The organism is Paraburkholderia strydomiana, from assembly GCF_046030495.1.
GTDB lineage: Bacteria > Pseudomonadota > Gammaproteobacteria > Burkholderiales > Burkholderiaceae > Paraburkholderia > Paraburkholderia strydomiana_A.
Map to the genome: position 1 here is coordinate 32,083 of NZ_JAQQCJ010000012.1, position 25,488 is coordinate 57,570.

22 protein-coding genes and 2 tRNA genes are annotated in these 25,488 nt (G+C 65.3%); 8 read left to right on the forward strand and 16 right to left on the reverse strand.

Features of this window, described 5'->3' with window-relative positions; translation table 11 throughout:
* Nucleotides 1-219: 219 nt before the first annotated feature.
* From panS to PQQ53_RS17310, 3 genes are all read right to left on the reverse strand, one after another.
* A complete protein-coding gene (gene panS, locus PQQ53_RS17300; protein ID WP_408147036.1) occupies nt 220-1,182 on the reverse strand; it encodes a ketopantoate/pantoate/pantothenate transporter PanS in 963 nt (320 codons plus the stop codon).
* Between the two features lie 276 nt (nt 1,183-1,458).
* Nucleotides 1,459-2,871, reverse strand: coding sequence for an MATE family efflux transporter (locus PQQ53_RS17305; RefSeq protein WP_408147038.1), 1,413 nt, complete (start codon nt 2,869-2,871; stop codon nt 1,459-1,461).
* 281 nt (nt 2,872-3,152) lie between these two features.
* Nucleotides 3,153-3,371, reverse strand: a complete 219-nt coding sequence (locus PQQ53_RS17310) for an RNA-binding S4 domain-containing protein (RefSeq protein WP_011489423.1) — start codon at nt 3,369-3,371, stop codon at nt 3,153-3,155.
* Nucleotides 3,372-3,691: 320 nt separating this feature from the next.
* On the opposite strand from PQQ53_RS17310, the gene PQQ53_RS17315 reads away from it, so the two are divergent.
* From PQQ53_RS17315 to PQQ53_RS17325, 3 genes are all read left to right on the forward strand, one after another.
* Nucleotides 3,692-4,147 (forward strand): hypothetical protein, encoded by a 456-nt coding sequence (locus PQQ53_RS17315; RefSeq protein ID WP_408325043.1) that lies wholly within the window; start codon nt 3,692-3,694, stop codon nt 4,145-4,147.
* Nucleotides 4,148-4,243: 96 nt separating this feature from the next.
* Complete coding sequence (locus PQQ53_RS17320) at nt 4,244-4,510, forward strand: hypothetical protein (protein WP_408155176.1); 267 nt, start codon at nt 4,244-4,246, stop codon at nt 4,508-4,510.
* Between the two features lie 314 nt (nt 4,511-4,824).
* Nucleotides 4,825-6,954: an ATP-dependent helicase gene (locus tag PQQ53_RS17325; RefSeq protein WP_408147044.1), complete on the forward strand. Its 2,130-nt coding sequence runs from the start codon at nt 4,825-4,827 to the stop codon at nt 6,952-6,954.
* Between the two features lie 99 nt (nt 6,955-7,053).
* Here PQQ53_RS17325 and PQQ53_RS17330 read toward each other — a convergent pair whose 3' ends face one another.
* The 8 genes from PQQ53_RS17330 to fdxA all read right to left on the reverse strand — a co-directional run bounded on the left by PQQ53_RS17330 (nt 7,054) and on the right by fdxA (nt 11,874).
* Nucleotides 7,054-7,821 (reverse strand): DUF4088 family protein, encoded by a 768-nt coding sequence (locus PQQ53_RS17330; RefSeq protein ID WP_408147046.1) that lies wholly within the window; start codon nt 7,819-7,821, stop codon nt 7,054-7,056.
* 279 nt (nt 7,822-8,100) lie between these two features.
* Entirely contained in the window at nt 8,101-8,424 is a 324-nt protein-coding gene (locus PQQ53_RS17335; protein WP_408325045.1) for a branched-chain amino acid transport AzlD family protein, read from the reverse strand.
* Complete coding sequence (locus PQQ53_RS17340) at nt 8,421-9,236, reverse strand: AzlC family ABC transporter permease (protein WP_408325047.1); 816 nt, start codon at nt 9,234-9,236, stop codon at nt 8,421-8,423. The genes PQQ53_RS17335 and PQQ53_RS17340 overlap by 4 nt, the downstream gene beginning before the upstream one ends.
* A 200-nt stretch (nt 9,237-9,436) precedes the next feature.
* Entirely contained in the window at nt 9,437-10,267 is an 831-nt protein-coding gene (locus PQQ53_RS17345; protein WP_408325049.1) for an AraC family transcriptional regulator, read from the reverse strand.
* Nucleotides 10,268-10,470: 203 nt separating this feature from the next.
* Nucleotides 10,471-10,947 carry a CreA family protein gene (locus PQQ53_RS17350; RefSeq protein ID WP_408147054.1) on the reverse strand — a complete coding sequence of 159 codons (477 nt, stop codon included), beginning with the start codon at nt 10,945-10,947 and terminating at the stop codon, nt 10,471-10,473.
* A 272-nt stretch (nt 10,948-11,219) separates the two neighbouring features.
* Nucleotides 11,220-11,295, reverse strand: a tRNA-Asn gene (locus tag PQQ53_RS17355).
* A gap of 62 nt (nt 11,296-11,357) precedes the next feature.
* A tRNA-Asn gene (locus PQQ53_RS17360) sits at nt 11,358-11,433 on the reverse strand.
* Nucleotides 11,434-11,550: 117 nt separating this feature from the next.
* The gene (gene fdxA, locus PQQ53_RS17365) at nt 11,551-11,874 is read right to left on the reverse strand and encodes a ferredoxin FdxA (RefSeq protein WP_020069367.1); all 324 of its coding nucleotides are present in this window, start codon (nt 11,872-11,874) and stop codon (nt 11,551-11,553) included.
* Between the two features lie 292 nt (nt 11,875-12,166).
* Here fdxA and pncB point away from each other — a divergent pair, with 292 nt between their 5' ends.
* The 5 genes from pncB to PQQ53_RS17390 all read left to right on the forward strand — a co-directional run bounded on the left by pncB (nt 12,167) and on the right by PQQ53_RS17390 (nt 18,167).
* On the forward strand, nt 12,167-13,363 hold the full coding sequence (pncB, locus tag PQQ53_RS17370; protein ID WP_408147056.1) for a nicotinate phosphoribosyltransferase: 1,197 nt from the start codon (nt 12,167-12,169) through the stop codon (nt 13,361-13,363).
* A 163-nt stretch (nt 13,364-13,526) separates the two neighbouring features.
* The gene (locus PQQ53_RS17375) at nt 13,527-14,189 is read left to right on the forward strand and encodes a LutC/YkgG family protein (protein ID WP_408325050.1); all 663 of its coding nucleotides are present in this window, start codon (nt 13,527-13,529) and stop codon (nt 14,187-14,189) included.
* A 64-nt stretch (nt 14,190-14,253) separates the two neighbouring features.
* A complete protein-coding gene (locus PQQ53_RS17380) occupies nt 14,254-15,678 on the forward strand; it encodes a sodium:proton antiporter (RefSeq protein ID WP_408325052.1) in 1,425 nt (474 codons plus the stop codon).
* A 54-nt stretch (nt 15,679-15,732) separates the two neighbouring features.
* Complete coding sequence (locus tag PQQ53_RS17385) at nt 15,733-16,722, forward strand: 2-hydroxyacid dehydrogenase (protein WP_408325054.1); 990 nt, start codon at nt 15,733-15,735, stop codon at nt 16,720-16,722.
* Nucleotides 16,719-18,167 carry a DNA recombination protein RmuC gene (locus tag PQQ53_RS17390; protein ID WP_408325056.1) on the forward strand — a complete coding sequence of 483 codons (1,449 nt, stop codon included), beginning with the start codon at nt 16,719-16,721 and terminating at the stop codon, nt 18,165-18,167. Before PQQ53_RS17385 ends, PQQ53_RS17390 begins: the two co-directional genes overlap by 4 nt.
* A gap of 155 nt (nt 18,168-18,322) precedes the next feature.
* Here PQQ53_RS17390 and PQQ53_RS17395 read toward each other — a convergent pair whose 3' ends face one another.
* From PQQ53_RS17395 to PQQ53_RS17415, 5 genes are all read right to left on the reverse strand, one after another.
* On the reverse strand, nt 18,323-18,598 hold the full coding sequence (locus tag PQQ53_RS17395; protein ID WP_074764961.1) for a hypothetical protein: 276 nt from the start codon (nt 18,596-18,598) through the stop codon (nt 18,323-18,325).
* Between the two features lie 82 nt (nt 18,599-18,680).
* Nucleotides 18,681-19,982, reverse strand: coding sequence for a molybdopterin molybdotransferase MoeA (moeA, locus tag PQQ53_RS17400; protein ID WP_408147067.1), 1,302 nt, complete (start codon nt 19,980-19,982; stop codon nt 18,681-18,683).
* A 61-nt stretch (nt 19,983-20,043) separates the two neighbouring features.
* Complete coding sequence (mobA, locus tag PQQ53_RS17405) at nt 20,044-20,670, reverse strand: molybdenum cofactor guanylyltransferase MobA (RefSeq protein WP_408325058.1); 627 nt, start codon at nt 20,668-20,670, stop codon at nt 20,044-20,046.
* 11 nt (nt 20,671-20,681) lie between these two features.
* Entirely contained in the window at nt 20,682-21,791 is a 1,110-nt protein-coding gene (gene moaA / locus PQQ53_RS17410) for a GTP 3',8-cyclase MoaA (RefSeq protein WP_408147071.1), read from the reverse strand.
* A 210-nt stretch (nt 21,792-22,001) separates the two neighbouring features.
* On the reverse strand, nt 22,002-25,259 hold the full coding sequence (locus PQQ53_RS17415) for an Rne/Rng family ribonuclease (RefSeq protein ID WP_408325060.1): 3,258 nt from the start codon (nt 25,257-25,259) through the stop codon (nt 22,002-22,004).
* Between the last annotated feature and the right edge of the window lie 229 nt (nt 25,260-25,488).

The following is a 25,488-nucleotide window of genomic DNA, read 5'->3' on the forward strand; positions in this document are numbered from 1 at the left end:
TGTCGAGAAAGGCATTCTAAGGGGAATCGCGGCGGGCGGCTCCGGGGCTGCCGTGTGGGCGTCCTGACGGACTTTTACGGCGAGGTGGATTGCGCGACGGCCATTGCCGGCCCGCGCAGAGCATGCCGGCAATGGCCGCAGTCGATTCGCTGCGCTCATGTCGAGCGCTGCCGCCATCGCTTTGAAAATCTGCAATGGCGGCGCGTGGGCCAGGCCGCTTTAGCTGCGCCCGGCGGCGTTCAACGCACGCTCGCCATCGGGATGCGTCGAGCCTTTCGCCGGGCGTCCCGCCCAGTGGCCCGCGAGCAGCGAGCCGGACAGGTTGTGCCACACCGAGAACAGCGCACCGGGCAAGGCCGCGATCGGCGTGAAATACAGCTTGCCGAGCGTCGCGGCGAGGCCCGAGTTCTGCATGCCCACTTCGATTGCGAGCGTGCGGCAGACGGCTTCGTCGAAGCCGAGCAGACGTCCGCCCCAGTAGCCGCCGAGCAGGCCGATGCCGTTATGCAGCACCACGCCCAGCATCACCACGAGACCGACCGACGCGATGCTCTTCTGCGTGCCGCCTACCACCGCGCCGATGATCAGCAGGATCGCGACCATCGAGATCAGCGGCAGGATCGGCTCGATCTTGCGCACGGCCTTGTGGAACAGATGATTGACGATCAGGCCGACCACGATCGGCAGCGCGACGATTTGCAGGATGCTCATCAGCATGCCGTGCACGTCGACGGCGATCGACGCGTCCACATACAGACGCGTAAGCAGCGGCGTGGCGAACACGCCGACGAGCGTCGACAGCGCGCTGATCGTCACCGACAGCGCGACGTCGCCGCGCGCCAGATAGATCATCACGTTCGACGCCGTGCCGCTCGCCACGCTGCCCACCAGCACCATGCCGGCGGTCAGATCCGGCGGCATGCGCAGCGCCTTGGCGATCACCCAGGCGGCGAGCGGCATCACGAGGTAGTGCAGCACGATGCCGGCGATCACCGGCGCGGGGCGCGTGAAGACGCGCTGGAAATCGGTGACCGACAGCGTGACGCCCATCGCCAGCATGATGATCGTGAGCAGCGTGGTGACGTGCGGCGAGATGCCGGCGAACGAAGCGGGCGAGAAGTATGCGGCGATCGAAACGAGCACGGCCCAAAGCGGAAATAAGCGGGTGACGCGGGCAAGCATGACGGGTGGTCCTTGGTTATGTTTTATTGCGAGAAACGAGGGTCGGTCGAGCGGGCCGTCGGGGCGCCGGCGGCGCGCGTTCGGAAGTCTGCCGGGAGAAAGCGGCATGCCGGGCGGGCGAGGGTGAGCCTTGGGGCGGCGCCGGCCTTTGTGGGGCGTGCTGGCGCAATCCCGGCGCGTGGCGCGGGTGCGCGCCGATGCGTCGAGCCGGCTATTTTACCTTTTGCCGCGAGGCGGCCGGCAGCGGCTGGTTGGCGGGGCAATTCGGGTAGGTGGTCAGGGCGACCCGACAGGCGGCGTAACCTGTCCGCCCGGCACACGCCGCAAGCTCAGCTTGTGAAAGCGCAGCGTCATCAGCACCGCGACGCTCGCGAGGCCGGCCGCGAGCCCCCACCACAAACCGCGGGCGCCGAGGCCGAAGTGAAACGCCAGCGTATAGCCGGTCGGAAAGCCGATGACCCAATAACCGAACGCCGCGGCGATCATCGGCACGCGGGTGTCCTTCAGACCGCGCAGACAGCCGGAACCGACCGTCTGCATCCCGTCGACGATCTGGAAGATCGCGGCCACCCCGAGCAGCGAACTCGCCAGTGCGACCGTCGCCGCGTTGGCCGGGTCGTCGAGATGCAGATAGAGACCGACGATCCAGTGCGGCGCCGCGATCAGCACGATCCCTGACAACATCATGAAGCCGACGCCGAGCGCCAGCGCGACGAAGCCCGCATGGCGCGCGGCGAGCGGCTGCCCGGCGCCGTCCCAGAAGCCGACTCTGACGTTGGCCGCCTGGCCGATCGCGAGCGGCACCATGAAGGCCACCGACGCGACGTTCAGCGCGATCTGATGGGCGGCGAGTTGCGACTCGCCGAGCAGACCGACCATCAGGCCGGTGGCGAGAAAGAGCGTCGACTCGACGCCGTAGGTGATCGCCACCGGCCAGCCGATGCCGAACAGCTCGCCCATTAGCGGCACGTTCGGCCGCGTCGCGACGACGAAATGGCGAAAGCGCGGCCGCAGATGCAGCAGCGCCATTAGCACGAGCGCGGTCAGCCAGACCGTGATCGAAGTCGCGGCCGCCGAGCCGAGAAAGCCGAGCCGCGGCAATCCCCAGGCGCCGTGGATCAGCCCGTAGTTCAGAAACGCGTTCACGACGACGCTCGCGATCGACACCCACAAGAGCCGCCGCGCCGCGCCGATCGCCGGCAGGAACGAGCGCATCAGGCCGACGCCGATCAGGCTCGCGGGCGCGCCCCAACGCAGCACCGCCGCATATTCGCCGACGTTGTGCGCGAGCAGCCCCGGCTCGCCGAACGCAAGCAGGATGTGCGACGAGAACGACAACAGGAAGAACGCCGGCACCGACAGCAGCACCGACAGCACGAAACCGGTCCAGTAGATATGCGGCACGCGGGTGTCGTCCTGCGCGCCGCGCGCATGCGACACACTCACGCTGACCGAGGTCAGCACGCCTTGCAGCAGCGTCACGACGACGAAGAACAGGTTCGCGCCGAGCCCGCCGGCGGCGAGCGCATCGGGGCCGAGCGAGCCGAGCAGGATCGTATCGGTGACGCTCATCGCCATCTGCGACAGCTGCGCGATGGCGAGCGGCGCGGCGAGCCGGGCAGTGTCGGCTGCGTGGCGGGAGAAGGTCGGCGGCCGGGTGGCCACCCGGGTGAAGCCGGATTGAGTCATGAAGCGCTTGCGGCGGAAGTGGCGACAGCGTGTCGGCGTACGCGAACCGCGCGTGGTGCTTGCCTCGCGCGCCAGCGGCGGCGCGTGTCAGCGGCAGCCCGGCAAGCGTCGGCGAAGTAATGCGCGGTGTGGGCGTGAGCCACTCGTGTCGGCTGGGGTTTGTCTGTCGAAACTGACAGCTTATTGCCTTGCATCGGCGATGTCGATCAAAGAAGCACGCTTTTGGTGCGCGGGGTACTGCGAATCTCCGGACTGCGGCCGGGGCGCGGGCAGGCGTTCAGTCAGGCCTCGTGGACCGCGATCCGCGTGTCGCCCAGCAGCACGACCTGGCCCGCGCGAATTTTGCAGGTTTTACGCGTCTCGACCCGGCCGTCGACGGTCACGGCGCCGTCGGCGACCATCATTTTCGCCGAGCCGCCGCTGTCCGCGAGGCCCGTTATCTTCAGGAGATTGTGCAGTTCGACGTAGTCGCCGGTGAGCGTGAAATCGAGGTTGGGCATGGCGTTTGCACCTTCAGGCAAAGGGTTCGCATCATAAGGCAGAAGCTTGCTCCAGATGAAATTCACGGTGAGGGCAGGCTCCGCGCAAGCAATTGCAAGCAGTTGTTATGCAATTGTCGGAAAGTGAAACCCTCCGTAACAGAGGTCGTGCATCGTGAATTTCACTCGTAAAGTGCGGCCATGTAGCAAAGCTTGCTGGATTGGCAGGATAGATCCAGTGGAAGAAGACCGGGCGAGTCACGCGGGACATACCTGCCTTGCGCGACGTCGACATGCGCTACACCGCGCCCGCGTCACAACAACTTTAGAGAGGATTTGCCATGACCAAGATTCATTCACTCCTGATCGGTACCGCCCTCACTGCTTTTGCCGCTACCGCCGCGGTAGCGCAGACCGCGCAGCCGGCTGCGGGCATCAGTGGCCAGGCACAGATCCAGACCCAGGGCGCCGATCTCGCACCGGCCGCGCCCGCCGCGCAGGGCGTCCAGCCGGTGACGCCGCCGCCGACCCGTCTGACGGCGGCGGGCTCCGCCGATCCGCTGGTGCAAAAGCGTGACGCCAACGCGAAGGCGAACGCGGAATATCGCGCGTCGAAGAAGGCGTCGAAGACCGAACTGAAGGATCAGCAAAAGGCCGCCAAGGCGCAATACAAGGAGCAGGTGCGCGACGCGAAGATCAACCAGAAGGCGGACAAGCAGGCCGCCAGCAATGAAATGAAGATGAACATGGAAGGCCAGACCGCCACCCAGGCGGACGGCGCCGACGTCAAGCATTAAGTGTGGAGCGCGGGCGGACGGCCGAGGTTGGCGCGAGGCTGGCTCGAGGTTACCTGTCACGCCGCGCTTTCGCAGCACGTTTTACGGAGGTATCGGATGAAGATCACCCAGTCGACGAAGAATCGAATGTATGCCGCGCTGCTCGCGGGCTGTCTGTCGTCGGTAGCGTTCGCTCAGGCTAGCGATCCGGCCGCCGCACCCGTCACGCACGCGGACAAGAAGGCTGCCAAGGAACAGTCGAAGGCCGACAAGAAGGCGGCTGTCGCGCAAGCCAGGGCCGACAAGACGAAAACGGACGCGCAGGCCGACGCCGACAAGGCCAGCGCCGACGCCAATGTGAAGGATGCGAAGAAGCAGCAGTAAGGCTTAGGCGCGCAAGCGAGGTGCTAGGCACTTCGCGAGCTGCGCCTTGCGTGGCCACACTTGCTGGAAGATGGCCCGTTGCGTGATGACACGCACGGGTCATTTTTTTGCGCGTGTCGGGAAACCTGTTTTTCGAGTGCACTGCGAGCGTCGTACACGGCAGCGCCTTCGCTTCAAGCCGCTGCGCAGGTGCTCACCGGCCTGTAAGCACATAACCGCAACGACCGCCGAAAAAAGGGTCGCTTGTCGTCGATGGTTGTATGGATATACAGTGTGCGTCGCCATCCTGAATCCGTTCAACGCCCAAATCCACCGTGCCCTCCGTCGCCGAATCTCCGCCGCCTTTCGACACCGCCGCCTGGCTGGCGAAGCTCAACGATGCGCAACGCGAAGCCGTCGAATACGGCGCCGATACGCCCAGCGCGCCGCCCGGCGCGCTGCTGGTGATAGCGGGTGCCGGTTCCGGCAAGACCAACACGCTCGCGCACCGCGTCGCCAATCTGGTGGTGAAGGGCGCCGATCCTCGCCGCATTCTGCTCCTGACCTTTTCGCGCCGCGCGGCGCTCGAGATGACCCGCCGCGTCACGCGCATCGCCGGCGCGGCGCTCGGCGCCCGGGCCGCGCTCGCACAAGGGCTCACGTGGTCGGGCACGTTCCATAGCGTCGGCGCGCGGCTGCTGCGTGAGTACGCCGATCTGATCGGGCTCGCGCCGTCCTTCACGATCAACGACCGCGAAGACTCCGCCGACCTGATGAACCTGGTGCGGCACGAGCTCGGGCTGTCCGCGAAGGAGCGGCGCTTTCCCGCGAAGGGCACCTGCTTCGCCATCTATTCGCGCGTCGTGAATACGGGCGCGTCGCTCGGCCATGTGCTGGAGAACGCGTTTCCGTGGTGCCGCGAGTGGGAAGCCGATCTGCGCATGCTGTTCGCCGCCTACGTCGACGCGAAGCAGAAGCAGAGCGTGCTCGATTACGACGATCTGCTGCTCTACTGGTCGCACATGGCCGCCGAGCCTGCCATTGCGGCGGACCTGTCGGCGCGTTTCGATCACGTGCTGGTCGACGAGTATCAGGACACCAACCGCCTGCAGGCGTCGATCCTGCTCGCACTGAAACCGGACGGACGCGGCCTGACCGTGGTCGGCGACGACGCGCAGTCCATCTACTCGTTTCGCGGCGCGACCGTGCGCAACATTCTCGATTTCCCCGCGCAGTTCGATCCGCCCGCGCGCCAGGTCACGCTGGAACGCAACTACCGGTCGACCGCGCCGATCCTCGCCGCGTCGAACGCGGTGATCGAACTGGCCAGCGAGCGCTACACGAAGAACCTGTGGACCGACAAGGCGTCGGCGCAACGCCCGCGTCTCGTCACTGTCGCGGATGAAGCCGACCAGGCGCGCTACATCGTCGAACAGGTGCTGGAGGCGCGCGAGCAGGGCATGAAGCTGAAGTCGCAGGCGGTACTGTTTCGCGCCGCGCATCACAGCGCCGCGCTGGAGATCGAGCTGACCCGGCGCAACATTCCGTTCGTCAAATTCGGCGGGCTGAAATTTCTCGATTCGGTGCATGTGAAGGACGTGCTCGCGGTGCTGCGCTGGGCGGAGAATCCGCGCGACCGCGTCGCCGGGTTTCGCGTCGTGCAGTTGTTGCCCGGCGTCGGGCCGGCCACGGCGGCGAAGGTGCTCGACGAGATCGTCGCGCGCGCGGGCGGCGGCAATCCCGTCGACACCGCCGCTGGTGCGCTGGCCGCGTTCACCGCGCCCGCCCGCGCGCAGGAAGACTGGCACCCGTTCGTCAAGCTGATGTCGAGCGTGTATGGGCGGCAGACGCCGTGGCCCGGCGAATTCGAAATGGTGCGGCGCTGGTACGAGCCGCATCTCGAACGCAATCACGAGGACGCCGCGATCCGTCACGCGGACGTGCTGCAGATGGAAAGCATCGCGGGCACGTACCCGTCGCGCGAGCGCTTTCTGACCGAGCTGACGCTCGATCCGCCCGACGCCACCAGCGACGAATCCGGCGTGCCGCTGATCGACGAGGACTACCTGATCCTGTCGACGATCCATTCGGCGAAGGGGCAGGAGTGGCGCAACGTGTTCGTGCTGAATGGCGTCGACGGCTGCATTCCTTCCGATCTCGGCACCGGCAGCGAGGACGAAATCGACGAGGAGCGGCGCCTGCTCTACGTGGCGATGACGCGTGCGAAAGAGGATCTGCATATTGTCGTGCCGCAGCGCTTTTACGTGCACAACCAGACGCATATGGGCGATCGCCACGTGTGGGCGTCGCGCACGCGCTTCATTCCCGCGCACCTGATGCCGTTGTTCGACGCGTATGCGTGGCCGCGCGTGCCGGTGCCGAGCGCACCGACGGCGGCCGGGCTCGCCGCGGCGGCGCGCGCGAAGATCGAGATCGGGGCGAAGCTCAGGAAGATGTGGGATTGAGCGCCGCAGCGGGCGCTCATGTGCGGTACAACGGGGAGAGTGTCGGGCCGCGCAAACGCAGCCCGGCTAGTGCGCTGTGCCAGCGCACCGCGTGCAAATTCAGCGCGACTGCCGTTGCTGCTGTTGCGGCGCCGGACGCGGCGGCACGAAGAAATTGCGCAGCCATGCCGCGAGACGGGAAAACACGTCATACGGCTCTTCGACGAAAATCTCCGGCTTGAGCAGACGCAGGTATTCCATGATCTGCTGCGCTTCCTGCTTCTGGAACGAGCCGTGCGAAATGCCCAGGCGCAACAATCCGCGCAACTCGCCGAGCTTCTCGCGCGCGGTGCTGCCCACGCTCGTTTCGCATGCCACCTTCGCCTCGTAGACCCGCTGGCGCAACGATTCGACGAGCCGCCATGCGGGCGTCTGCATGACTTCTTCGAGTGCCTGAATGTCCTGCGCCGCGCTCTTGATCTGCGCGGCGAGCGGATCGACCTGCGTCGCGTCGCCTTCCGCTTCCTTGACGATCGCCGCCGCCCATTCGCGACATTGCTTGGCGAGCTCCTCCGGGGTCCATTCCGAACGGGCGGCGAAGCCGAAACCGAACTCGCCCGCCTGCCGCATCAGGATCGCGACGACGTCGGGAAACTCCTTGTCCAACGTGCGTTTGGCCCAGGCGTACTGGCCGCCCTGCAGCATCCGTTGGACCGCGTGTTCGGTCAGCGGCACCATGTTATCGAGCAGCTTGGCGCGCAAAAAGTCCTCAAACGACGGCGTCGCGAACTGCGGGTCGAGCTTCAGCGAGACCCGCAGAAAAGCGTCGAAATCCTTGCGCAGCGACGCAATGGTCTCGTCTTTGAGCTTGAGGGTGATTTGACCCATGTGTTATCCCGTTTGATCCTGCCGCATGGCATCGTCACGTCGTCCGGCCGCTGGCGGACCCGGATGACGCGACGCCGGCCGCCGACGCGGTTGATTCCAGCGTGCTGCCGCGTAATCAACGGGACGCATCCCGATACGCGGACCTCGACTTGATATCGGCGGATTTGAGGGGAACTTGAGGGCGCGCGAGTCGGGCGCTGTAGAGGGGGGCGTCGTCCGGCTGGGCTGCGCGTGGCGCAAGCCGAGCGACGCCGATGTCGCGACGACGGGTACCCGGCGCTATTTCAGCACCACGCATTGCCAGACGAAGAACACCGTCAGGCCGACCGCGATGGTCAGCAGCGGCCGCCGCGTCAGCGCACTGACGACGACGGCGGCCAGCGCGCCAACCAGTTGCGGATTGCGCCAGGTCAGTTCGGCGTCCGCGCCGTGCGGCGAAACCGCCATCGGCACGATGATCGCCGTCAGCACCGTCACCGGCACGAAGCCGAGCGCGGTGCGCACGAGCGGCGAGAACACCAGCCGGTCGCCGAGGACGAAAACGGCGGCGCGGATCACCCACGTGATGAACGCCATACCGAGGATCAGGACGACGTAGTTCATCGCGAGGCCTCCGCGGTTTCGCGGGTGCCGCGTGCTTGACGAGTGCCGTGCGTGCCACGTGTGTTGCTTGGGTTGCTTGGGTTGCGTGTGTTGGATCGCGGCATCGACAACAGGACGCCGACCGCGACGCCCGCGAACACCGCGCCGAGCAGGCCGAGCTTGTACGGCCACGCCTGCCAGAAGAACGCTAGCGTGCCCGCGGTAGCCGCCGCCGCGATGTAGCGCAACGCGACGAGTTGCGGCACGACGATCGCGATGAAGGTCGCGACCATCGCGAAGTCGAGTCCGAGCGATTGCAGGCCCGGGAAGGCTGCGCCGAACAGCAGGCCGGTAATGGTCCAGAGCTGCCAGTTCAGGTACATGGCCAGTCCCGCACCGAAGAAATAGTGCGGGCCGACCGTGCCCGGTTCGCGATGGCGGTAGTGCTCCCAGGCGACCGCGAAGACTTCGTCGGTGAGCAACGCGCCGAGCACGCAGCGCCAGCGCGCCGACAGATGCGCGACGTGCGGCGCGAGTGTCGCGCTGTACAGCACGTGACGCAGATTGACGACGAGCGTGGTCGCCCAGATCACGGCGAAGCTCGCGTGGCCGGCGATCAGCCCGAGTGCGATGAATTGCGCGGAACCCGCGAATACGGCGAGCGACATCAACTGTCCGTGCCACAGATGCAGCGGGCCGGATGCGACGAGGGTGCCGAAAATGACACCGAACGGCGCCGCGCCGACCATCATCGGGATGATGTCGCGCGCGCCGGCGGCGAATTCTTTGAAATGGCCTGTGCGAGTGTGCTGGCCGAGGGTGGAATGGGTCAATCTTGCCTCCTTGATTGGGGAAGCATAGTGGGAGTCGAAGGGGGGAGTCTTGTACGTTCTTGCGGCGGGGGTGGGGAGTGGCTTGGTTCAGCTGAACTCAGTCCGGTGAGGTGACGTGAGTGGAAAGGCTGAAGCAGAAGGCACGCAAACGCGCATACCTCGTTCGCAACGCGCCCAGCCGCATCCCACCCAAAGCCGCCTCAAATTCCCTGCCAGCGCCCCGGGGGCACCCCGAACATGCGTCGGAAATGCCGCGTGAAATGACTCTGATCGGTGAAGCCGCTCGCCGCGGCCACATCCGCCACTGACACACCTTCGCGCAACGGCGCGAGCGAGCGCTGCAAGCGCACCTGGTTGCGCCACGCATGAGGCGGCAAGCCGGTCGCCTGCGTGAAAAGGCGCGCCGCGTGAAACGGCGACAAGCCCGCCGCCCGCGCAACGTCGGCGAGCGTAACGGGTTCGATGAGATCGCCGGTCAGACGCTCCTGCATGATCGCGACGCGCTTATCGTCGGTGGGGAGCTGGGACGGCGCCGGTTGTGTCTGCGAATAACGGACCAGCAGCGTGGACAGCGCGTCGAGCATCGCGGCTTCGGCGGCGAGCGCATCGTTGCCCGCTTCCAGCAGACGGTGCGCGCGCGCGAGCCGCATGGCGAGATCGGCATCGCGGATCACGCCGGGCGCAAAAAACGGCAGCGCCTGCGGCTTGCCGCTGAGTTCGCTCGCGAGATCGTGGATGAAATCCACCGGCGCATACATCACGCGATACCGCCAGCCCGCCTCGACCGCCTTCGAACCCGTATGGAGCTCGCCCGGATTGATGATCGGCACGCCGCCCGCTTCGGCGACGTAATCGGCGCCGCGATACCGATATCCCTCCGCGCCTGCGACGATCACCGGAATCGTGTACGCGTCGTGCCAGTGCGGCGTGAACTCGTGATCGTGATATTCGGCTGTGAGCAGGTCCGCGCCGGGCAGAAGCGGCGTGCGCCAGTAGCGGGCGGAGTCCTGGAAGCGATGGGCGGCGGTCATGATGAAGGTCCGGCAGGACGGTCAGTGTAGCGCGTCGTGAGCGCTCGCGACACAGGCCTGGCGTTTGCCGGCCGCGTGCGTTCGACTGGCCGGCGCGAACCGCGCCGTCTGACGAGCAGGGCGGTTGCGGTCGTGTGGGGCCAGGGCATTGCTGCATCGAGGCGTGCGCAGCGTGCCCCGCGCGTGTAGCGCTAGCGTGATGCCTACTTGACGGGGATGGTCGTGCCGGCCGGCATCGGCACGGCGCTCACGCTGTTTTTCGCGCTGCCGCTGACGACCCGGTCGCTGTACGTGAGATACACCAGCGTGTTGCGCTTCGCGTCGACCACGCGCACGACATGCAGCGATTTGAAGATGAGCGACATGCTGACGGAGAACACATCGGCCTGCTGTTTCACCGGTCCCGTGAAATGAAGCGCGCCGACCTGGCGGCAGGCGATCGACGCTTCGGTCGGATCTTCGGCGATGCCGAGCGTACCCTTGACGCCGCCGGTCCGCGCGCGCGACACGTAGCAGGTCACGCCTTGAACGACCGGATCGTCATAGGCCTCGACGACCACGCGGTCGGAACCCGTGATGCGGAAGTTGGTATTGACGCTGGCGACTTCTTCGCTGTGAGCCGAAGGCAGCATCAATACCGCGGCAACGGCGAGCGCGATGCGCAACGAGGTGGGTTTCATGGGTGTGCCGATATGAATATGAGCGAGCGGTTGGGCGCGAGACGCGCGCCGGCAGACTGCCATCGTATAACGGCATGCAGGAAAGAGGGCCGGGGCCGATGAGCGAGATGATCTGCGTTAGCCGCCGCCGTTGTCCGCGAGCAGGCAATACGGAGCCGGCGACAAAACCGCGAGCCTCGAGCGGACCATGATGACGATCCAGCGATCAAATCCAGTGACGCGCGGCGCACGAAAAGAAAAAGGCCCGCACGGATGCGGGCCTTTCAAAATTTTGGCTCCTCGACCTGGGCTCGAACCAGGGACCTACGGATTAACAGTCCGGCGCTCTACCGACTGAGCTATCGAGGAACAGCAGTACAACTCGATCTACATAAAAAAACCCGTCTTGGTTAACGGGCTTTTGAAATTCTTGGCTCCTCGACCTGGGCTCGAACCAGGGACCTACGGATTAACAGTCCGGCGCTCTACCGACTGAGCTATCGAGGAACAGAACAACAACAGCAGAGAAGCGAAATTTTAGAGGCAGCTTTAGCCCCTGTCAATACCCTGCGTTCATCTTGGTTTAATTTCGAATCCGGCGGGGCACGTGACAGGCTGCGGTGCTCAGCGTGCGAGCAGTGCGAGCTTTTCCTTCACATCCTTGAACTCGTCGGCTTCCGGCAGCGGCGCCTTGGTCTTGGTGATGCTCGGCCAGTTCTTCGCGAGATCGGCATTCAGCTCGATGAAGTTCTGCTGATCGCCCGGCACGTCTTCTTCGGCATAAATGGCGTTCACCGGGCATTCGGCCACGCACACGGCGCAGTCGATGCACTCATCGGGGTCGATCGCGAGGAAGTTGGGACCTTCGCGAAAGCAGTCCACCGGGCACACATCGACGCAGTCGGTATAGCGGCACTTGATGCAGCTTTCGGTCACAACGTGAGTCATTCAGGCAGCTCCTGCATGCGGAATCAGGGAAGGCGCAAGCGCCAAAAGCGCTATTGTAACGTAACGTCAAGAGGCATATACAGCGTTGGGCAATGCCTTTTATATGTTTTCGTGATTAGTTTATGGCGCCCGCCAAGGGGGATTTCTTCGGGCCCGTGACGCAAGCGTTCGCCGGCGCGCTGAATTCGGGCGCATTCGGGTAACATGCGTCAAGTCGACGCGCACGGGCGTGTCCCACGCGCATGGCTTGAGTCCGGCCTTTCGTTTTTCCCGCGGTCCAGTTCGCACCATCATGATTATTACTTCGCTGCTCGATACCGATCTGTACAAGTTCACGATGATGCAAGTGGTGTTGCATCATTTTCCCGCCGCGAATGTGGAGTACCGTTTCCGCTGCCGTACGCCGAATGTCGATCTCGTGCCGTACATCGGCGAGATTCGCGACGAAGTGCGCAAGCTCTGCGACCTGCGCTTCACCGACGACGAGCTCGACTACCTGCGGCGCATGCGCTTCATCAAGGGTGACTTCATCGAGTTTCTCGCGCTGTTTCATCTGAACGAGAAATACATTTCGATCGAGCCGTCGCCGAAGGGTAATGGCGAAATCGACATCGAGATCAAAGGGCCGTGGCTGCATACGATCCTGTTCGAGATTCCGATGCTCGCGATCGTCAACGAGGTCTATTTCCGCAACACCCAGCAAAAGCCCGATTACAGCGAAGGGCGCGGCCGTCTGGTCGAGAAGATCCAGTTGCTGGGCGCGCGCCCCGAATTCGCCGACTGCAAGATCGCCGACTACGGCACGCGCCGCCGCTTCTCGAAGCAATGGCACGAGGAAGTGATCCTCACGCTGAAAGACGGTCTCGGCGAGCAGTTCGCCGGCACCAGCAACGTCTTCTATGCGATGAAGCACAGCCTCACGCCGCTCGGCACGATGGCGCATGAATATCTGCAGGCGTGCCAGGCGCTCGGCCCCCGGTTGCGCGACTCGCAAATCTTCGGCTTCGAGATGTGGGCGAAGGAATATCGCGGCGACCTCGGTATTGCGCTGTCCGACGTATACGGCATGCAGGCCTTCCTGCGCGATTTCGATATGTACTTCTGCAAGCTGTTCGACGGCGCGCGCCACGATTCCGGCGACCCGTTCGACTGGGGCGAGCGCCTGCTCAAGCACTACGAGGCGAACCGCTGCGACCCGCGCACCAAGATCCTCGTGTTCTCCGACGCGCTCGACATTCCGAAGGTGCTGCAACTGTACGAGCGCTTTCGCGGCCGCTGCAAACTGGCGTTCGGCGTCGGCACCAATCTGACCAACGACCTCGGCTACAACCCGTTGCAGATCGTCATCAAGATGGTTCGCTGCAATGGTCAGCCGGTGGCGAAGCTGTCGGACTCGCCGGGCAAGAACATGTGCGAGGACAAGGCTTATCTCGCGTATCTGCGCCAGGTATTCGGCATCGCGCAACCCGAAGAAGAGGCCGCGAAGTAACGCGCTTCGCACCTCGTGCGAGCTCATGCGCCCGTGCATTGGTGACTACTTTGAACGCGCGTGAGCTGGCCGGCAATATGCCGTTCGGCCAGGGTGTTCGCGTGGAGGGTGGCCGGTATAATCCTCGTCACTTCGCACGGCTGCCGACACGAGGACTTCGCACATGGACACATCCATTGCCCGCCGCAACATCCTGGCGCGCATCCGCGCCGCGCAAGGGCGCGAGCCCGAGCCGTCCGCTGCCGAGCGCGAGGCGGCGGCAGATTATGTGACGCGCCATCCGGCCGGCCCGCGTCCGGAGATGCCGGCCGATCTGAGCGCGCGTTTCATCGAAGAAGCGCAGAAGCTGTCGACCACGGTCGACATCGTTCAAACGCTCGCCGACGTGCCAGCCGCGGCGCATCGCTACCTCACCGGGCACGCGTTGCCGTTGCAGGCGATCGCCTGGCAGACCCTGCAAGATCTCAATTGGGCCGAAGCCGGCCTCAGCGTCGAATTCCGCAAGCCGCGCGACGGCGACGTGGTCGGTCTCACCGGCTGCTTTTGCGCGACCGCCGAGACCGGCACGCTGGTACTGCTGTCCGGCCCACAAACTTACGCGTCGGCCGGCTTGCTGCCGGAAGCGCACATCGCCATCGTGCCGGCATCGCGCATCGTCGCGGGTCACGAAGACGCGTTCGGCCTGATCCGCAAGGAGCGCGGCGAACTGCCCCGCGCGGTCAATTTCGTTTCCGGTCCATCCCGCACCGGCGACATCGAGCAGACCATCGTGCTGGGCGCGCATGGCCCTTACCGGGTGCATGTGATCGTCGTGCAGGATGCGTGAGCAGGCCGCGCGGCGACGTCTCGCCGCGCACCCGGCCACCCGCAATAAAAAGGATCTCAACGATATGAAAGGACATGCCGTGAGCATGTGGCTTGTCGCCGCGCTGACGCTGGGCGGATGGTCTCAATCGGCGTCTGCTGCGACGCTCGATGGCGCGACCCTGTCGGCGCTGTGGAGCCTGCCGTTCGCGGGCGTGCTGCTGTCGATCGCTATATTTCCGCTGATCGCGCCGGCGTTCTGGCATCACCATTTCGGCAAGATCGCGGCAGCATGGTCGCTCGTGTTCCTCGTACCGTTCGCGCTCACCTTCGGCATGAACGTGGCCTTCGGCAAGCTGATGCACGCGCTACTCGACGAGTACATTCCGTTCATCGTTCTGCTAACCGCGCTTTATACCGTGGCGGGCGGTATCTGCGTGCGCGGCAATCTGCACGGCACGCCGCGCCTGAACACGGCGATTCTCGCGCTCGGCACCTTGCTGGCGAGCGTGATGGGTACGACCGGCGCGGCCATGCTGTTGATCCGTCCATTGCTGCGCGCCAACGACAATCGCCAGCATGTGGTCCATGTCGTGGTGTTCTTCATTTTTCTCGTGGCGAACGTGGGCGGCTCGCTGTCGCCGTTGGGCGACCCGCCGCTCTTTCTCGGCTTCCTCGAAGGCGTGCGCTTCTTCTGGACCACCCAGCATCTCGCGTTGCCGATGCTGTTCGTCAGCGTCGTGCTGCTGAGCGGCTTCTACGCGCTCGACTCGTACTACTTTCATCGGCGTGAAGAGGAACGCTCGCGCTTTCTCGATCCGACGCCCGAGGGCGCGCCGCGCGGCATCGACGGCAAGATCAATTTCTTGCTGCTCGCCGCGGTGATCGCGCTCGTTCTGATGAGCGGTCTGTGGCGGCCGGAGGTCACGTTCGACGTGTTCGGCACACAGATCGAGCTGCAGAACGCGGTGCGCGACGTTGCGCTGATCGGCGTGACGTTGCTGTCGCTCGCGTTGACGCCGCGCGCGGCGCGCGCGGGCAACGATTTCAACTGGGCGCCGATCGAAGAAGTGGCCAAGCTGTTCGCCGGCATCTTCGTGACGATCGCGCCGGTCATCACGATACTGCGTGCGGGCGAGGCCGGCGCGTTCGCGGGCCTCGTCCACCTGGTCAACGATTCCGCGGGTCAGCCGCGCGACATCATGTACTTCTGGGCGACCGGCCTGCTATCTTCGTTTCTCGACAACGCGCCCACTTATCTCGTGTTCTTCAACCTGGCGGGCGGCGATGCGCAGAAGCTGATGACGAGCGGCGCGACCACGCTCGCCGCGATCTCGGCCGGCGCGGTGTTCATGGGTGCGATCACGTATATCGGCAATGCACCGAACTTCATGGTGAAAGCGATCGCGCAATCGCGCGGCGTTCGCATGCCGAGCTTTTTCGCTTATCTGGGCTGGTCGGGTGGTGTGCTGTTGCCGCTGTTCGCGGTCACCGGCTGGTTGTTTTTCTGATGCTGATTTCGACGCCGAGGCACTCCCGCTCGACGCGCCATACGGAGAATTGCAATGCAGAAGATCCTCGTCGCCCGCTCGATCTTTCCCGATGTGATCGAACGGCTCAAGCAGTATTTCGACGTCGACTGGAACCAGGGCGACGTGTTGCCCGCCGACGAACTGAAACGCCGTCTCGCGGATAAGGACGGCGCGCTGACCGCGGGCGAGCCGATCGATGCCGGCGTTCTGGCGGCGTCGCCGCGTCTGCGCGTGGTGTCGAACATGGCGGTCGGCTACAACAACTTCGACATGGCCGCGTTCAACGCCGCGAACGTGCTCGGCACCAATACGCCGGACGTGCTGAACGAGTCCACCGCCGACTTCGGCTGGGCGCTGATGATGGCCGCCGCGCGCCGCATCGCCGAATCCGAGCACTGGCTGCGCGCGGGCAAATGGCAGAAGTGGAGCTACGACGGTTTTCTCGGCAGCGACCTGTACGGTTCGACGCTCGGTGTGATCGGCATGGGTCGGATCGGGCAGGCGCTCGCGCGGCGCGCGAAGGGCTTCAACATGCAGGTGATCTATCACAACCGCTCGCGCGTGGCGCCGGAGATCGAGGCCGAACTGAACGCTGAATATGCATCGAAGCAGGATCTGCTGCGGCGTGCCGACCATGTCGTGCTGGTCGTGCCGTATTCGAAGGAAAGCCATCACACGGTCGGCGCGGCCGAACTCGCGCTGATGAAACCCACCGCGACGCTCACCAACATTGCGCGCGGCGGCATCGTCGACGACGCGGCGCTGGTCGAGGCACTCCGCTCGAAGCAGATCGCCGCGGCCGGTCTGGACGTGTTCGAAGGCGAGCCGCATCTGAATCCGGATCTGTTGAGCGTGCCGAATATCGTGCTGACGCCGCACATCGCGAGCGCGACCGAGGCCACGCGGCGCGCGATGGCGAATCTCGCCGCCGACAACCTGATCGCCGGGCTCGGCGTTGGGCCGCGTGCAGGCCGGCCGCCGAATCCGGTCAATCCGGACGTGATCGGCAAGGCGCGCTCATGATGATGATTCTGGTGGCGGCCGTCGCGGTGCTGGCGGTCGTCCTGGTCATTGCGCTGGCGTTGCTGATGCGCGCTCATGGCCGCGCCGACGACAGCGAGCAGTTCGAACTGCTCAACGAACGCATCGACGTGGCGACCGGCGCGCAGGCACATGCCTACGAGCGCCTCGAGAGACAATTGCGCAACGACATCACCGAGACCGCACGGGTGTCACGCACCGAGCAGAGCAGCGGGTTCGCGCATTTTCAACAGACGCTCGCCGCGCAGTTCAGCAGCATGATCACGGTGCAAGGCGGCAAGATCGACGCTTTCGCGCAGCAACTCGACGCCGTGCGCCACAGTCTGCAGGCGCAGGCCCAACAGGCGCGCGACGAGCAGGGCCGCTCGCTCAAGCAGTTCGGCGACACGCTCAGTTTGCAACTGGGACAACTGACCGAGGCGAACGACCGGCGCTTCGCCGAAGTCCGCGCGACCATCGAGCAGCGGCTCAAGGACATCGAGGCGAACAACTCGGCCAAGCTCGAAGAAATGCGCCGCACCGTCGACGAAAAACTGCACGCCACGCTCGAACAGCGGCTGGGCGAATCGTTCAAGCTGGTCTCCGACCGGCTCGAACAGGTGCATCGCGGCCTGGGCGAGATGCAGACGCTGGCGGCCGGCGTCGGCGATCTGAAGAAGGTGCTCACCAACGTCAAGACGCGTGGCACGTGGGGCGAAGTGCAACTGGAGGCGCTGCTCGAACAGCTGCTCACCGCCGACCAATACGCGAAGAACGTCGCGACGGTGCCGAAGAGCGCGGACCGCGTCGAGTTCGCGATCCGGCTGCCGGGACGCACGGAGCAGGGCGGCGCGGCCACGCCCGTTTGGCTGCCGATCGACGCCAAGTTTCCGCGCGAAGACTACGAGCGTCTGATCGAAGCGCAGGAGCGCGCTGATCCGGTCGCCGTGGAAGACGCGTCACGCGCACTCGAAGCGCGGATTCGCGCGGAGGCGCGCACGATCGCGGAGAAATATGTGTCGCCGCCGCACACCACGGACTTCGCGCTGCTGTTCCTGCCGACCGAAGGCCTGTACGCGGAAGTGCTACGCCGGCCCGGACTGACGGACCTGCTGCAACGCGACTATCGCGTGACGATCGCGGGGCCGACCACGCTGACGGCGCTGCTCAACAGTTTGCAGATGGGCTTCCGCACGCTCGCCATCGAAAGGCGTTCGAGCGAGGTCTGGCAGGTCCTCGGCGCGGTGAAAACGGAGTTCGGCAAATTCGGCGACGTGCTCGCGAAGACCAAAGCGCAGCTGGAGACCGTCACGCGTTCTATCGAGGCGGCGGAAACGCGCACCCGCATGATGAACCGCAAGCTGCGCGACGTCGAGGCATTGCCGGGCGACGAAGCGAGAGGCTTGCTCGGCGATGCGTTGTCTGGTGTCGAGGCTGACGAGCAGTAGGGTGGCGCGGGTTCGGCGCGCCGTGTGGAGCGCGAGCCCGTGAAGCCGGTTCACCTGTGCGCCTCAAACGTCCGCGTCGAATTCCACCAGCCCGTACGTCAGCGCGAAGATGGCGTGCGTGTCCGTGGGCGCGGCGGCGCGGGTTGCCGCAGGCATTACGCCTCTTCGGGCGCGTCGGTCAGGTGAATTTCAATGCCGCCGAAACGCGATGCGACCCAGTTGTACGCGTGGCACGCGATCCACAACAGCACGAAACCGAGAATCGCGTTCAGCAGCAACGCGCTGAACACCGTGCTCAATTCAACCGAACCGTACCGGATGAACGCGACCAGCACGCCGAGCAGCACGATCGGCACCGAGAACGTCAGATACACGAGGATGAGTGCTTTGGCCGTCTGTCCAGGTGCAATGAACGAGATCTGTTTTTTCATGTAAGTCAAACCCGTGTGTTTTGGTGGTAATGGGTGAAGCAAAGCTGCAAAGTCGCTGGTGACCGCGCCGGGTCCGCAGGCGTCAGATCAGACCGTCGAACAGCATGATGGCGACGCGTTCTCCCTCGGCAATCGCGCCTTCGTCGTGACCGAGCACGATAAAGCAATTGGCCTCGCTCATCGAACTCAACACGCCCGAGCTTTGCGAGCCGGTCGGCGTGACATGCCACTGTCCGTGCGCGTCCTGTTCGGCGACACCGCGCTGGAATTCGGTGCGGCCGGCGCGTTTGCGAATCGCCTGGCGGCTCGCGGCGTGGATCGTCGGCAGCGGGTGCGGCGTTGCGCCGGACATCAGCAGCAGCACTTCGCGCACGATCTGATAGAACGCCACCATCACGGCGACCGGGTTGCCGGGCAAACCGAAAAATAGCGCAGGCAGCCCGACGCCCGGCCGCTCCCCGGACCAGATGCGGCCAAACGCAAGCGGACGGCCGGGGCGCATCGCCAGGCTCCAGAAGGCGACGTCGCCGAAGGTCCGCAGCAGTTGTTGCGTGAAATCGGCCTCGCCGACCGATACCCCGCCCGAGGTCAAGACCACGTCGGCGCTTGCCGCGGCGCTGCGCAATGCGGCTTCGAGCGCAGCGGGTTCATCACGCACCACGCCGAGGTCGAGCGTATCGACGTTCAGGCGCCGCAGCATCGCAAACAGCGTGTAGCGATTGCTGTCGTAGACGGAGCCCGGATCGAGCGGTTCGCCGAGCGAGCGCAATTCGTCGCCGGTCGAGAAGAACGCGACGCGCAAGCGCCGCCGCACATTCACTTCACCGATGCCGAGCGACGCCAGCAAACCAAGATCCGACGCGCGCAGGATGCGGCCGGCGCGCAGCGCGGCGTGGCCACGCGCGAGATCTTCGCCGGCGAGGCGCCGGTTGGCGCCCGGGGCCACGGCGTCGGCGGCAAAGCGGATCGATTCACCATCCGCGCTGCGCTCGACCAATTCCTGCGGCACGACGGTGTCGCAGTCCTGGGGCATGCAGGCGCCCGTCATCACGCGCACGCACTGGTTCGCGTCGACGCGGCTCGTGAAAGGATGCCCGGCCAGCGCTTTGCCGGCAATCGTCAAATCGATGCTGGATGAGTCGGTGGCGAGCGCTGCGCGCTGAAACGCGTAGCCGTCCATCGCGGAATTATCGTGCGAGGGGACGTCGATCGGCGACACGATGTCTGCCGCGAGCACGCGATCGAGCGCGTCGCGCAACGCTACGCGTTCGACGGCCGCAACCGGCGTGGCCCACTCACGAACAATCGCCTGAGCGGCCGAAACGGGGAGCGCGTGAGGATCGTACTGCGCGACGCAGCGGGAAAATTCGTTAAGCGTGGTCATGAAGAACTGGGCGTCGCGACCGGAGAAGGGCGCGGCATGTGCCGTGCGGCCGGGGCGGATCTCAACCGGGGCCTCGATTGCGTTCGAGGTCGGCGAGTTCTTGTAACGAGTTGGCATTGTAAAACGCGCGCTCGTCGGTAAAGACGACTTCCACCGTCGTGTGGCGTGCGTACCACGCGCGAACTTTCCGCTCGCCGGCAGTCAGAAACGCCGCCAGGTCGTTCGCGAGACTCGTGCGCAGCAGGGCGAACACGGGGTGAAGGGACGCTTCGCCGTCGGCGGCGACGGTCGTGACGGTAGCGATGTCCGCTTGCTGGGCGTCCAGCGCTTGCGCGAGGCGCGCGGCGAGGTCGGTGGGCAGCCACGGGGAGTCGCAGGGCGCGCTCAACAGATAGGCGGTGCCGGCAGCGCGCATGCCGGCGAGCAAACCCGCGAGCGGGCCCGGAAAGCCGGCCAGCGTATCGGCGACGACCGTCGCGCCAAACGGTGCGCCCAGTGCGGTGTAAGTGTCGGGATGGCGATTGGCGCTGATCAGCAGCGCGCCGGTTTGCGGTGCGAGGCGCCTCAGTACATGCACGGCAAGTGGCTCGTCGTGCAGCGTTTGCAGCCCCTTGTCGACACCACCCATGCGCGTACCGCGGCCGCCCGCGAGCAGCAGGCCGGTGATCTGTTCGCGCGTGGGCTGCATGCCGCGGCTGCTCAGCCGCCGATGTACGACATTTCGACGCGTCGGCTCGCCTGCTCGCTCGAATCGGCTGGCTGGCTGCCGCGCAGTTGCGAGTAGCGGTCGCTGCGGCCTTGCCAGATTTCGGCGACGGCGGTGGCGATGTCGGCGTCGCTCGCGCCGCCGCGCAGCAACGCTCGCAGGTCGTGGCCCGACGACGCGAACAGGCACAGGTACAGCTTGCCTTCGGTCGACAGCCGGGCGCGCGTGCAACTGCCGCAAAACGCCCGCGTGACGCTCGAAATCACGCCGATCTCGCCGCCGCCGTCCACGTAGCCCCAGCGCTGTGCGGTCTCGGCGGCGCTGTGCGCTTCGAGCGGAACGAGCGGGAACTGTTCGGCGATGCGCGTCACGACATCGGCGGACGGCAGCACTTCGGTCATGTTCCAGCCGTTCGAGGTGCCGACGTCCATGTATTCGATGAAACGCAGCACCGCGTCCGAACCTCTGAAATGACGCGCCATCGGCACGATTTCGCCGTCGTTGGTGCCGCGCTTGACGACCATGTTGACCTTGACCGGCGCGAGCCCGACCGCATGCGCCGCGGCGATCCCGTCCAGTACGTCGGCGACCGCGAAGTCGGCGTCGTTCATGCGGCGAAACAGCGTGTCGTCGAGCGCGTCCAGACTGACGGTCACGCGGGTCAGCCCGGCGTCCTTCAGAACGCGTGCCTTACGCTCCAGCAGCGAGCCGTTGGTGGTCAGTGTCAGATCGATAGGGCGGCCCGCCGGCGTGGTCAATTGTGCGAGCCGTTCGATCAGAAATTCCAGATTCTTGCGCAGCAGCGGCTCGCCGCCGGTCAGGCGGATCTTCTCGACGCCATGTGCGACGAAGAGTCGCGCAAGCTGTTCGATTTCCTCGAAGCTCAGCAACGCGCTATGCGGCAGGAACGCGTAATCCTTGTCGAACACCGCGCGCGGCATGCAGTAGACGCAGCGAAAGTTGCAGCGATCCGTCACCGAAATGCGCAGATCGCGCAGCGGGCGCGACAGCGTGTCGTGCAATACGCCACGGGGTGTCTGCGCCGGGCCGGCGATGACCGGCGCCGAGCTGAGATCGGCTACTGGGATGATGCGTCGGGACATGGAGTGCTTCGTCTGGGTGCTTGAGAGGACCTCTGAATAGTGAATTCTATCGGAAATGCGCCGAATCGCAGCCGGACTCCGGGCCGTGTCGGGGTATACGGGGAGCCGCAGGTCGAGCCGTTTGCGGCGTGGCGTTCGTGCCCACGTTCATACCTATGAAAACAAAAAGCCCGCCGGTGAGGGCGGGCTTTTTGGGTGCAGACGGGCGGCTTACTGCGGATGCTTGCCCGTTTCCACCTGTTGCATCGGCGCGTTGTCGAGCGGCGGCAGCGGCTTACGCTCACGCACCCGGCGAGCCGGCTTGACGGTCTGTGCAGCGGCTTCCTGCGCGGCAAGCAGCTTGTCGGCGTCGGTGTTCACCCAGACGAGACCGGCTTGTTCCAGTACCGGCTTCAGGGCTTCTGCCGACACGGCGCCGGTACGCGGTGCCTGCGGTTCCTGCGGTGCGGTAACGGGCGCCGGCTCGATCACGGCCGGTTGCTCCGCCGGCACCACTGCCGGCTGCGATTCGACGATCTCGGCCTGCGGCACCGGTGCAACTGCGGGTGCCTCGACTGCCACGGCCGGAGCCGGGGTGTCGACCGGAGCCGGTGTGGCCGGGGCTTCAACCACCGGCGCAACTGCCGGCGTTTCGATCTGCACTTGAGCCGGAGCTTCGGCGCGTGCCACCGGTTCGACCAGCGAAACCGTCTCGCTGGCGGCCGGTGCGGCTTGCGCGGGTTCGACCGGTGCGACTGCGGCTTCTGCCGCCGGCGCTTCCACGACCGGCTCTACCACAGCCGGGGCGACCGGCGCCTGCTCGACGGGCACGATGGTTTCCGTCTTCGCAGCTTTCTCGACGGCCAGAGCCGGCGTTTCGGTTGCCGCGTGCAGTTCGGTCACGACGGCGGTTTCGGTCGCGACAGCGGCGACCACCACTTCGACCGGCGTCACGTCTTTTGCTTCGCTGACCTCGGCTTTATGCTCGACCGGCTGACGAGCCGTGCGCACCTGCGCGTCGTCGCTGACGTTGGCATTATCGCCTTCAGCTTCCGCGACGTCCGCTGCGAGGTTGCCGTTCACGTCCTCTTCACGCTCACGACGGCCACCGCGACGGCCGCGACGGCGACGACGACGCTCTTCACCTTCAGCGGTCACCGCTTCCTGATCGACCGGCGCGCCGTTTTCGCTCAGCGCAACCTGGTTGCGCGCGAGTTCGTCCGCTGCTTGCGCGTCGGGTTGCGCGGTGGTCAGCGCATCCGTGGTTTCGGTTTGCTGCTTGCGGCGTTCGCCGCGCTCAGCACGCTCGCCACGTTCACGGCGCTCGCCGCGTTCCTGGCGTTCGCCACGCTCGGCGCGCGGGGCGCCTTCGACAGCTTCCGCACGATCCGTACCGCGATTGTCGCGGTCACGGTTGTCGCGGCCCTCGCGCGCTTCACGCGGCTCACGGCCTTCGCGGGCCTCACGCGGCTCACGTGCTTCACGATTGCCACGCGGTTCACGCGGCTCGCGGCCTTCGCGTGCTTCACGCGGTTCGCGCTCCTCGCGACGCTGCGACGGCTGCTGGCCTTGAGCCTGACGGCCGCCGGTCGTGCCTTCGCCGCGACCCGCCGCATCACGGCCACCTGCGCCGCCACGGCGATTGCGGTTGCGATCGCCGCCGCGTTCGCCGGTGCGCTCACCGCGCTCCGTGCGTTCGCCGCGTTGCGGACGCGCCTGCTTCTCGGTCGTAGCCGGCGCGACAGGCGCCGGTGCTGTCGGCTGCATGCCGAACAGGTTCTTCAGCCAGCCGATGAAACCGCCGTTCGCCGGGGTGACCGCGACCGGAGCCGGGGTTGCCGCCGGACGAACCGGCGCGCTCGGCGCCGGCTTTTCAGGCGTGATGCCCTTCACCGCCGCTTCCTGTTTCGGCTTCACTTCCTCGGCGCGCTTGCTGTAGCCGGTTTCCGATTCCAGCTCGCGAGCCGCTTCTTCGGCCATCTTCCACGAAGCGCGCGGATCGTCGAGGCGCGCATCGTCGTGACGCAGGCGCTCGAGCTTGTAATGCGGCGTGTCGAGGTGCTTGTTCGGGATCAGGACGACATTGACCTTGAAACGCGACTCGATCTTGTTGATTTCGGCGCGCTTTTCGTTCAACAGGAAGGCGGTCACTTCGACCGGCACCTGGCAGTGGATCGCCGCGGTGTTTTCCTTCATTGCTTCTTCCTGAATGATCCGCAGCACTTGCAGCGCGGACGATTCGGTATCGCGGATGTGGCCCGTGCCGTTACAGCGCGGGCAGGTCACGTGGCTGCCTTCCGACAGGGCCGGGCGCAGACGTTGACGCGACAGCTCCATCAGGCCGAAGCGCGAGATCTTGCCCATCTGGACGCGCGCGCGGTCATGCTTGAGCGCGTCTTTCAGGCGCTGCTCGACTTCACGCTGGCTCTTGGCCGACTCCATGTCGATGAAGTCGATCACGATCAGGCCGCCCAGGTCGCGCAGACGCAACTGGCGGGCGACTTCGTCGGCGGCTTCGAGGTTGGTGCGCGCGGCCGTCTCCTCGATGTCGGCGCCCTTGGTGGCGCGCGCCGAGTTCACGTCGATCGCGACCAACGCTTCGGTGTGGTCGATCACGATTGCGCCGCCCGAGGGCAGCGGCACCGTGCGTGAGTACGCCGTTTCGATCTGGTGTTCGATCTGGAAGCGCGAGAAGAGCGGCACGTCGTCGTGGTAGCGCTTCACTTTGCTGACGTTGTCCGGCATCACGATGTCCATGAAGGCGCGGGCCTGGTCATGGATTTCGGTGGTGTCGATCAGGATTTCGCCGATGTCCGGCTGGAAATAGTCGCGGATCGCGCGGATCACGAGGCTCGATTCGAGATAGATCAGCATCGGCTGGCCACTCGAACCGCTTTGCGACGCGGCTTCGATCGCGCGCCACAGCTGCATCAGGTAGTTCAGATCCCACTGCAGTTCTTCGGCGCTGCGGCCGATGCCGGCCGTGCGCGCGATGATGCTCATGCCTTCCGGCAATTGCAGCTGCGCCATGGTTTCGCGCAGTTCCTGACGGTCATCGCCTTCGATCCGGCGCGACACGCCGCCGCCGCGCGGGTTGTTCGGCATCAGAACCAGATACCGGCCGGCGAGCGAAATGAAGGTGGTGAGGGCCGCGCCCTTGTTGCCGCGCTCTTCCTTTTCGACCTGGACGATCAGTTCCTGACCTTCCTTCAGCGCGTCCTGAATGCGTGCGGAGCGCATGTCGACGCCGTCGCGGAAATACTGGCGGGCGACTTCCTTGAACGGCAGGAAGCCATGGCGGTCTTCGCCGTAGTTGACAAAGCACGCTTCGAGCGAAGGCTCGATGCGAGTAATGATGCCCTTGTAAATATTGCCTTTGCGCTGTTCGCGGCCGGCGGTTTCGATGTCGATATCGATGAGTTTCTGCCCATCGACGATGGCGACGCGCAGTTCTTCCTGCTGCGTCGCGTTGAACAACATTCGTTTCATTGATCGGCTCCAGAGCGGCTTAGCTTGCCCTCGGCTGCGCGGTTGTCAGTCGCGAGAGCCTTGAGGGTAGCGGCATGCCGCGCCTTATTGTGTTTTCACAAGCACGCTGGAGCGGGAAAAATGGCGGGAGAATTGCCTGAGAGGGCCCGGCCCCATTAAAAAATGGGCGCGGTGCCGCAGGGCACATGCGAACACGGCTTCAAATAACGACCCGACACGCCGCGGGTTC

What these genes read in the sequence shown, in the direction of transcription:
- panS (WP_408147036.1), bottom strand. Translation starts at nt 1,182, where the DNA reads ATGCTTGCCCGCGTCACCCGCTTATTTCCGCTTTGGGCCGTGCTCGTT.
- PQQ53_RS17315 (WP_408325043.1), top strand. Translation starts at nt 3,692, where the DNA reads ATGACCAAGATTCATTCACTCCTGATCGGTACCGCCCTCACTGCTTTT.
- PQQ53_RS17310 (WP_011489423.1), bottom strand. Translation starts at nt 3,371, where the DNA reads ATGCCCAACCTCGATTTCACGCTCACCGGCGACTACGTCGAACTGCAC.
- moeA (WP_408147067.1), bottom strand. Translation starts at nt 19,982, where the DNA reads ATGACCACGCTTAACGAATTTTCCCGCTGCGTCGCGCAGTACGATCCT.
- PQQ53_RS17335 (WP_408325045.1), bottom strand. Translation starts at nt 8,424, where the DNA reads ATGAACTACGTCGTCCTGATCCTCGGTATGGCGTTCATCACGTGGGTG.
- PQQ53_RS17415 (WP_408325060.1), bottom strand. Translation starts at nt 25,259, where the DNA reads ATGAAACGAATGTTGTTCAACGCGACGCAGCAGGAAGAACTGCGCGTC.
- moaA (WP_408147071.1), bottom strand. Translation starts at nt 21,791, where the DNA reads ATGTCCCGACGCATCATCCCAGTAGCCGATCTCAGCTCGGCGCCGGTC.
- PQQ53_RS17375 (WP_408325050.1), top strand. Translation starts at nt 13,527, where the DNA reads ATGGACACATCCATTGCCCGCCGCAACATCCTGGCGCGCATCCGCGCC.
- PQQ53_RS17320 (WP_408155176.1), top strand. Translation starts at nt 4,244, where the DNA reads ATGAAGATCACCCAGTCGACGAAGAATCGAATGTATGCCGCGCTGCTC.
- mobA (WP_408325058.1), bottom strand. Translation starts at nt 20,670, where the DNA reads ATGCAGCCCACGCGCGAACAGATCACCGGCCTGCTGCTCGCGGGCGGC.
- PQQ53_RS17345 (WP_408325049.1), bottom strand. Translation starts at nt 10,267, where the DNA reads ATGACCGCCGCCCATCGCTTCCAGGACTCCGCCCGCTACTGGCGCACG.
- PQQ53_RS17395 (WP_074764961.1), bottom strand. Translation starts at nt 18,598, where the DNA reads ATGAAAAAACAGATCTCGTTCATTGCACCTGGACAGACGGCCAAAGCA.
- PQQ53_RS17385 (WP_408325054.1), top strand. Translation starts at nt 15,733, where the DNA reads ATGCAGAAGATCCTCGTCGCCCGCTCGATCTTTCCCGATGTGATCGAA.
- PQQ53_RS17305 (WP_408147038.1), bottom strand. Translation starts at nt 2,871, where the DNA reads ATGACTCAATCCGGCTTCACCCGGGTGGCCACCCGGCCGCCGACCTTC.
- pncB (WP_408147056.1), top strand. Translation starts at nt 12,167, where the DNA reads ATGATTATTACTTCGCTGCTCGATACCGATCTGTACAAGTTCACGATG.
- PQQ53_RS17330 (WP_408147046.1), bottom strand. Translation starts at nt 7,821, where the DNA reads ATGGGTCAAATCACCCTCAAGCTCAAAGACGAGACCATTGCGTCGCTG.
- PQQ53_RS17390 (WP_408325056.1), top strand. Translation starts at nt 16,719, where the DNA reads ATGATGATGATTCTGGTGGCGGCCGTCGCGGTGCTGGCGGTCGTCCTG.
- PQQ53_RS17350 (WP_408147054.1), bottom strand. Translation starts at nt 10,947, where the DNA reads ATGAAACCCACCTCGTTGCGCATCGCGCTCGCCGTTGCCGCGGTATTG.
- fdxA (WP_020069367.1), bottom strand. Translation starts at nt 11,874, where the DNA reads ATGACTCACGTTGTGACCGAAAGCTGCATCAAGTGCCGCTATACCGAC.
- PQQ53_RS17380 (WP_408325052.1), top strand. Translation starts at nt 14,254, where the DNA reads ATGAAAGGACATGCCGTGAGCATGTGGCTTGTCGCCGCGCTGACGCTG.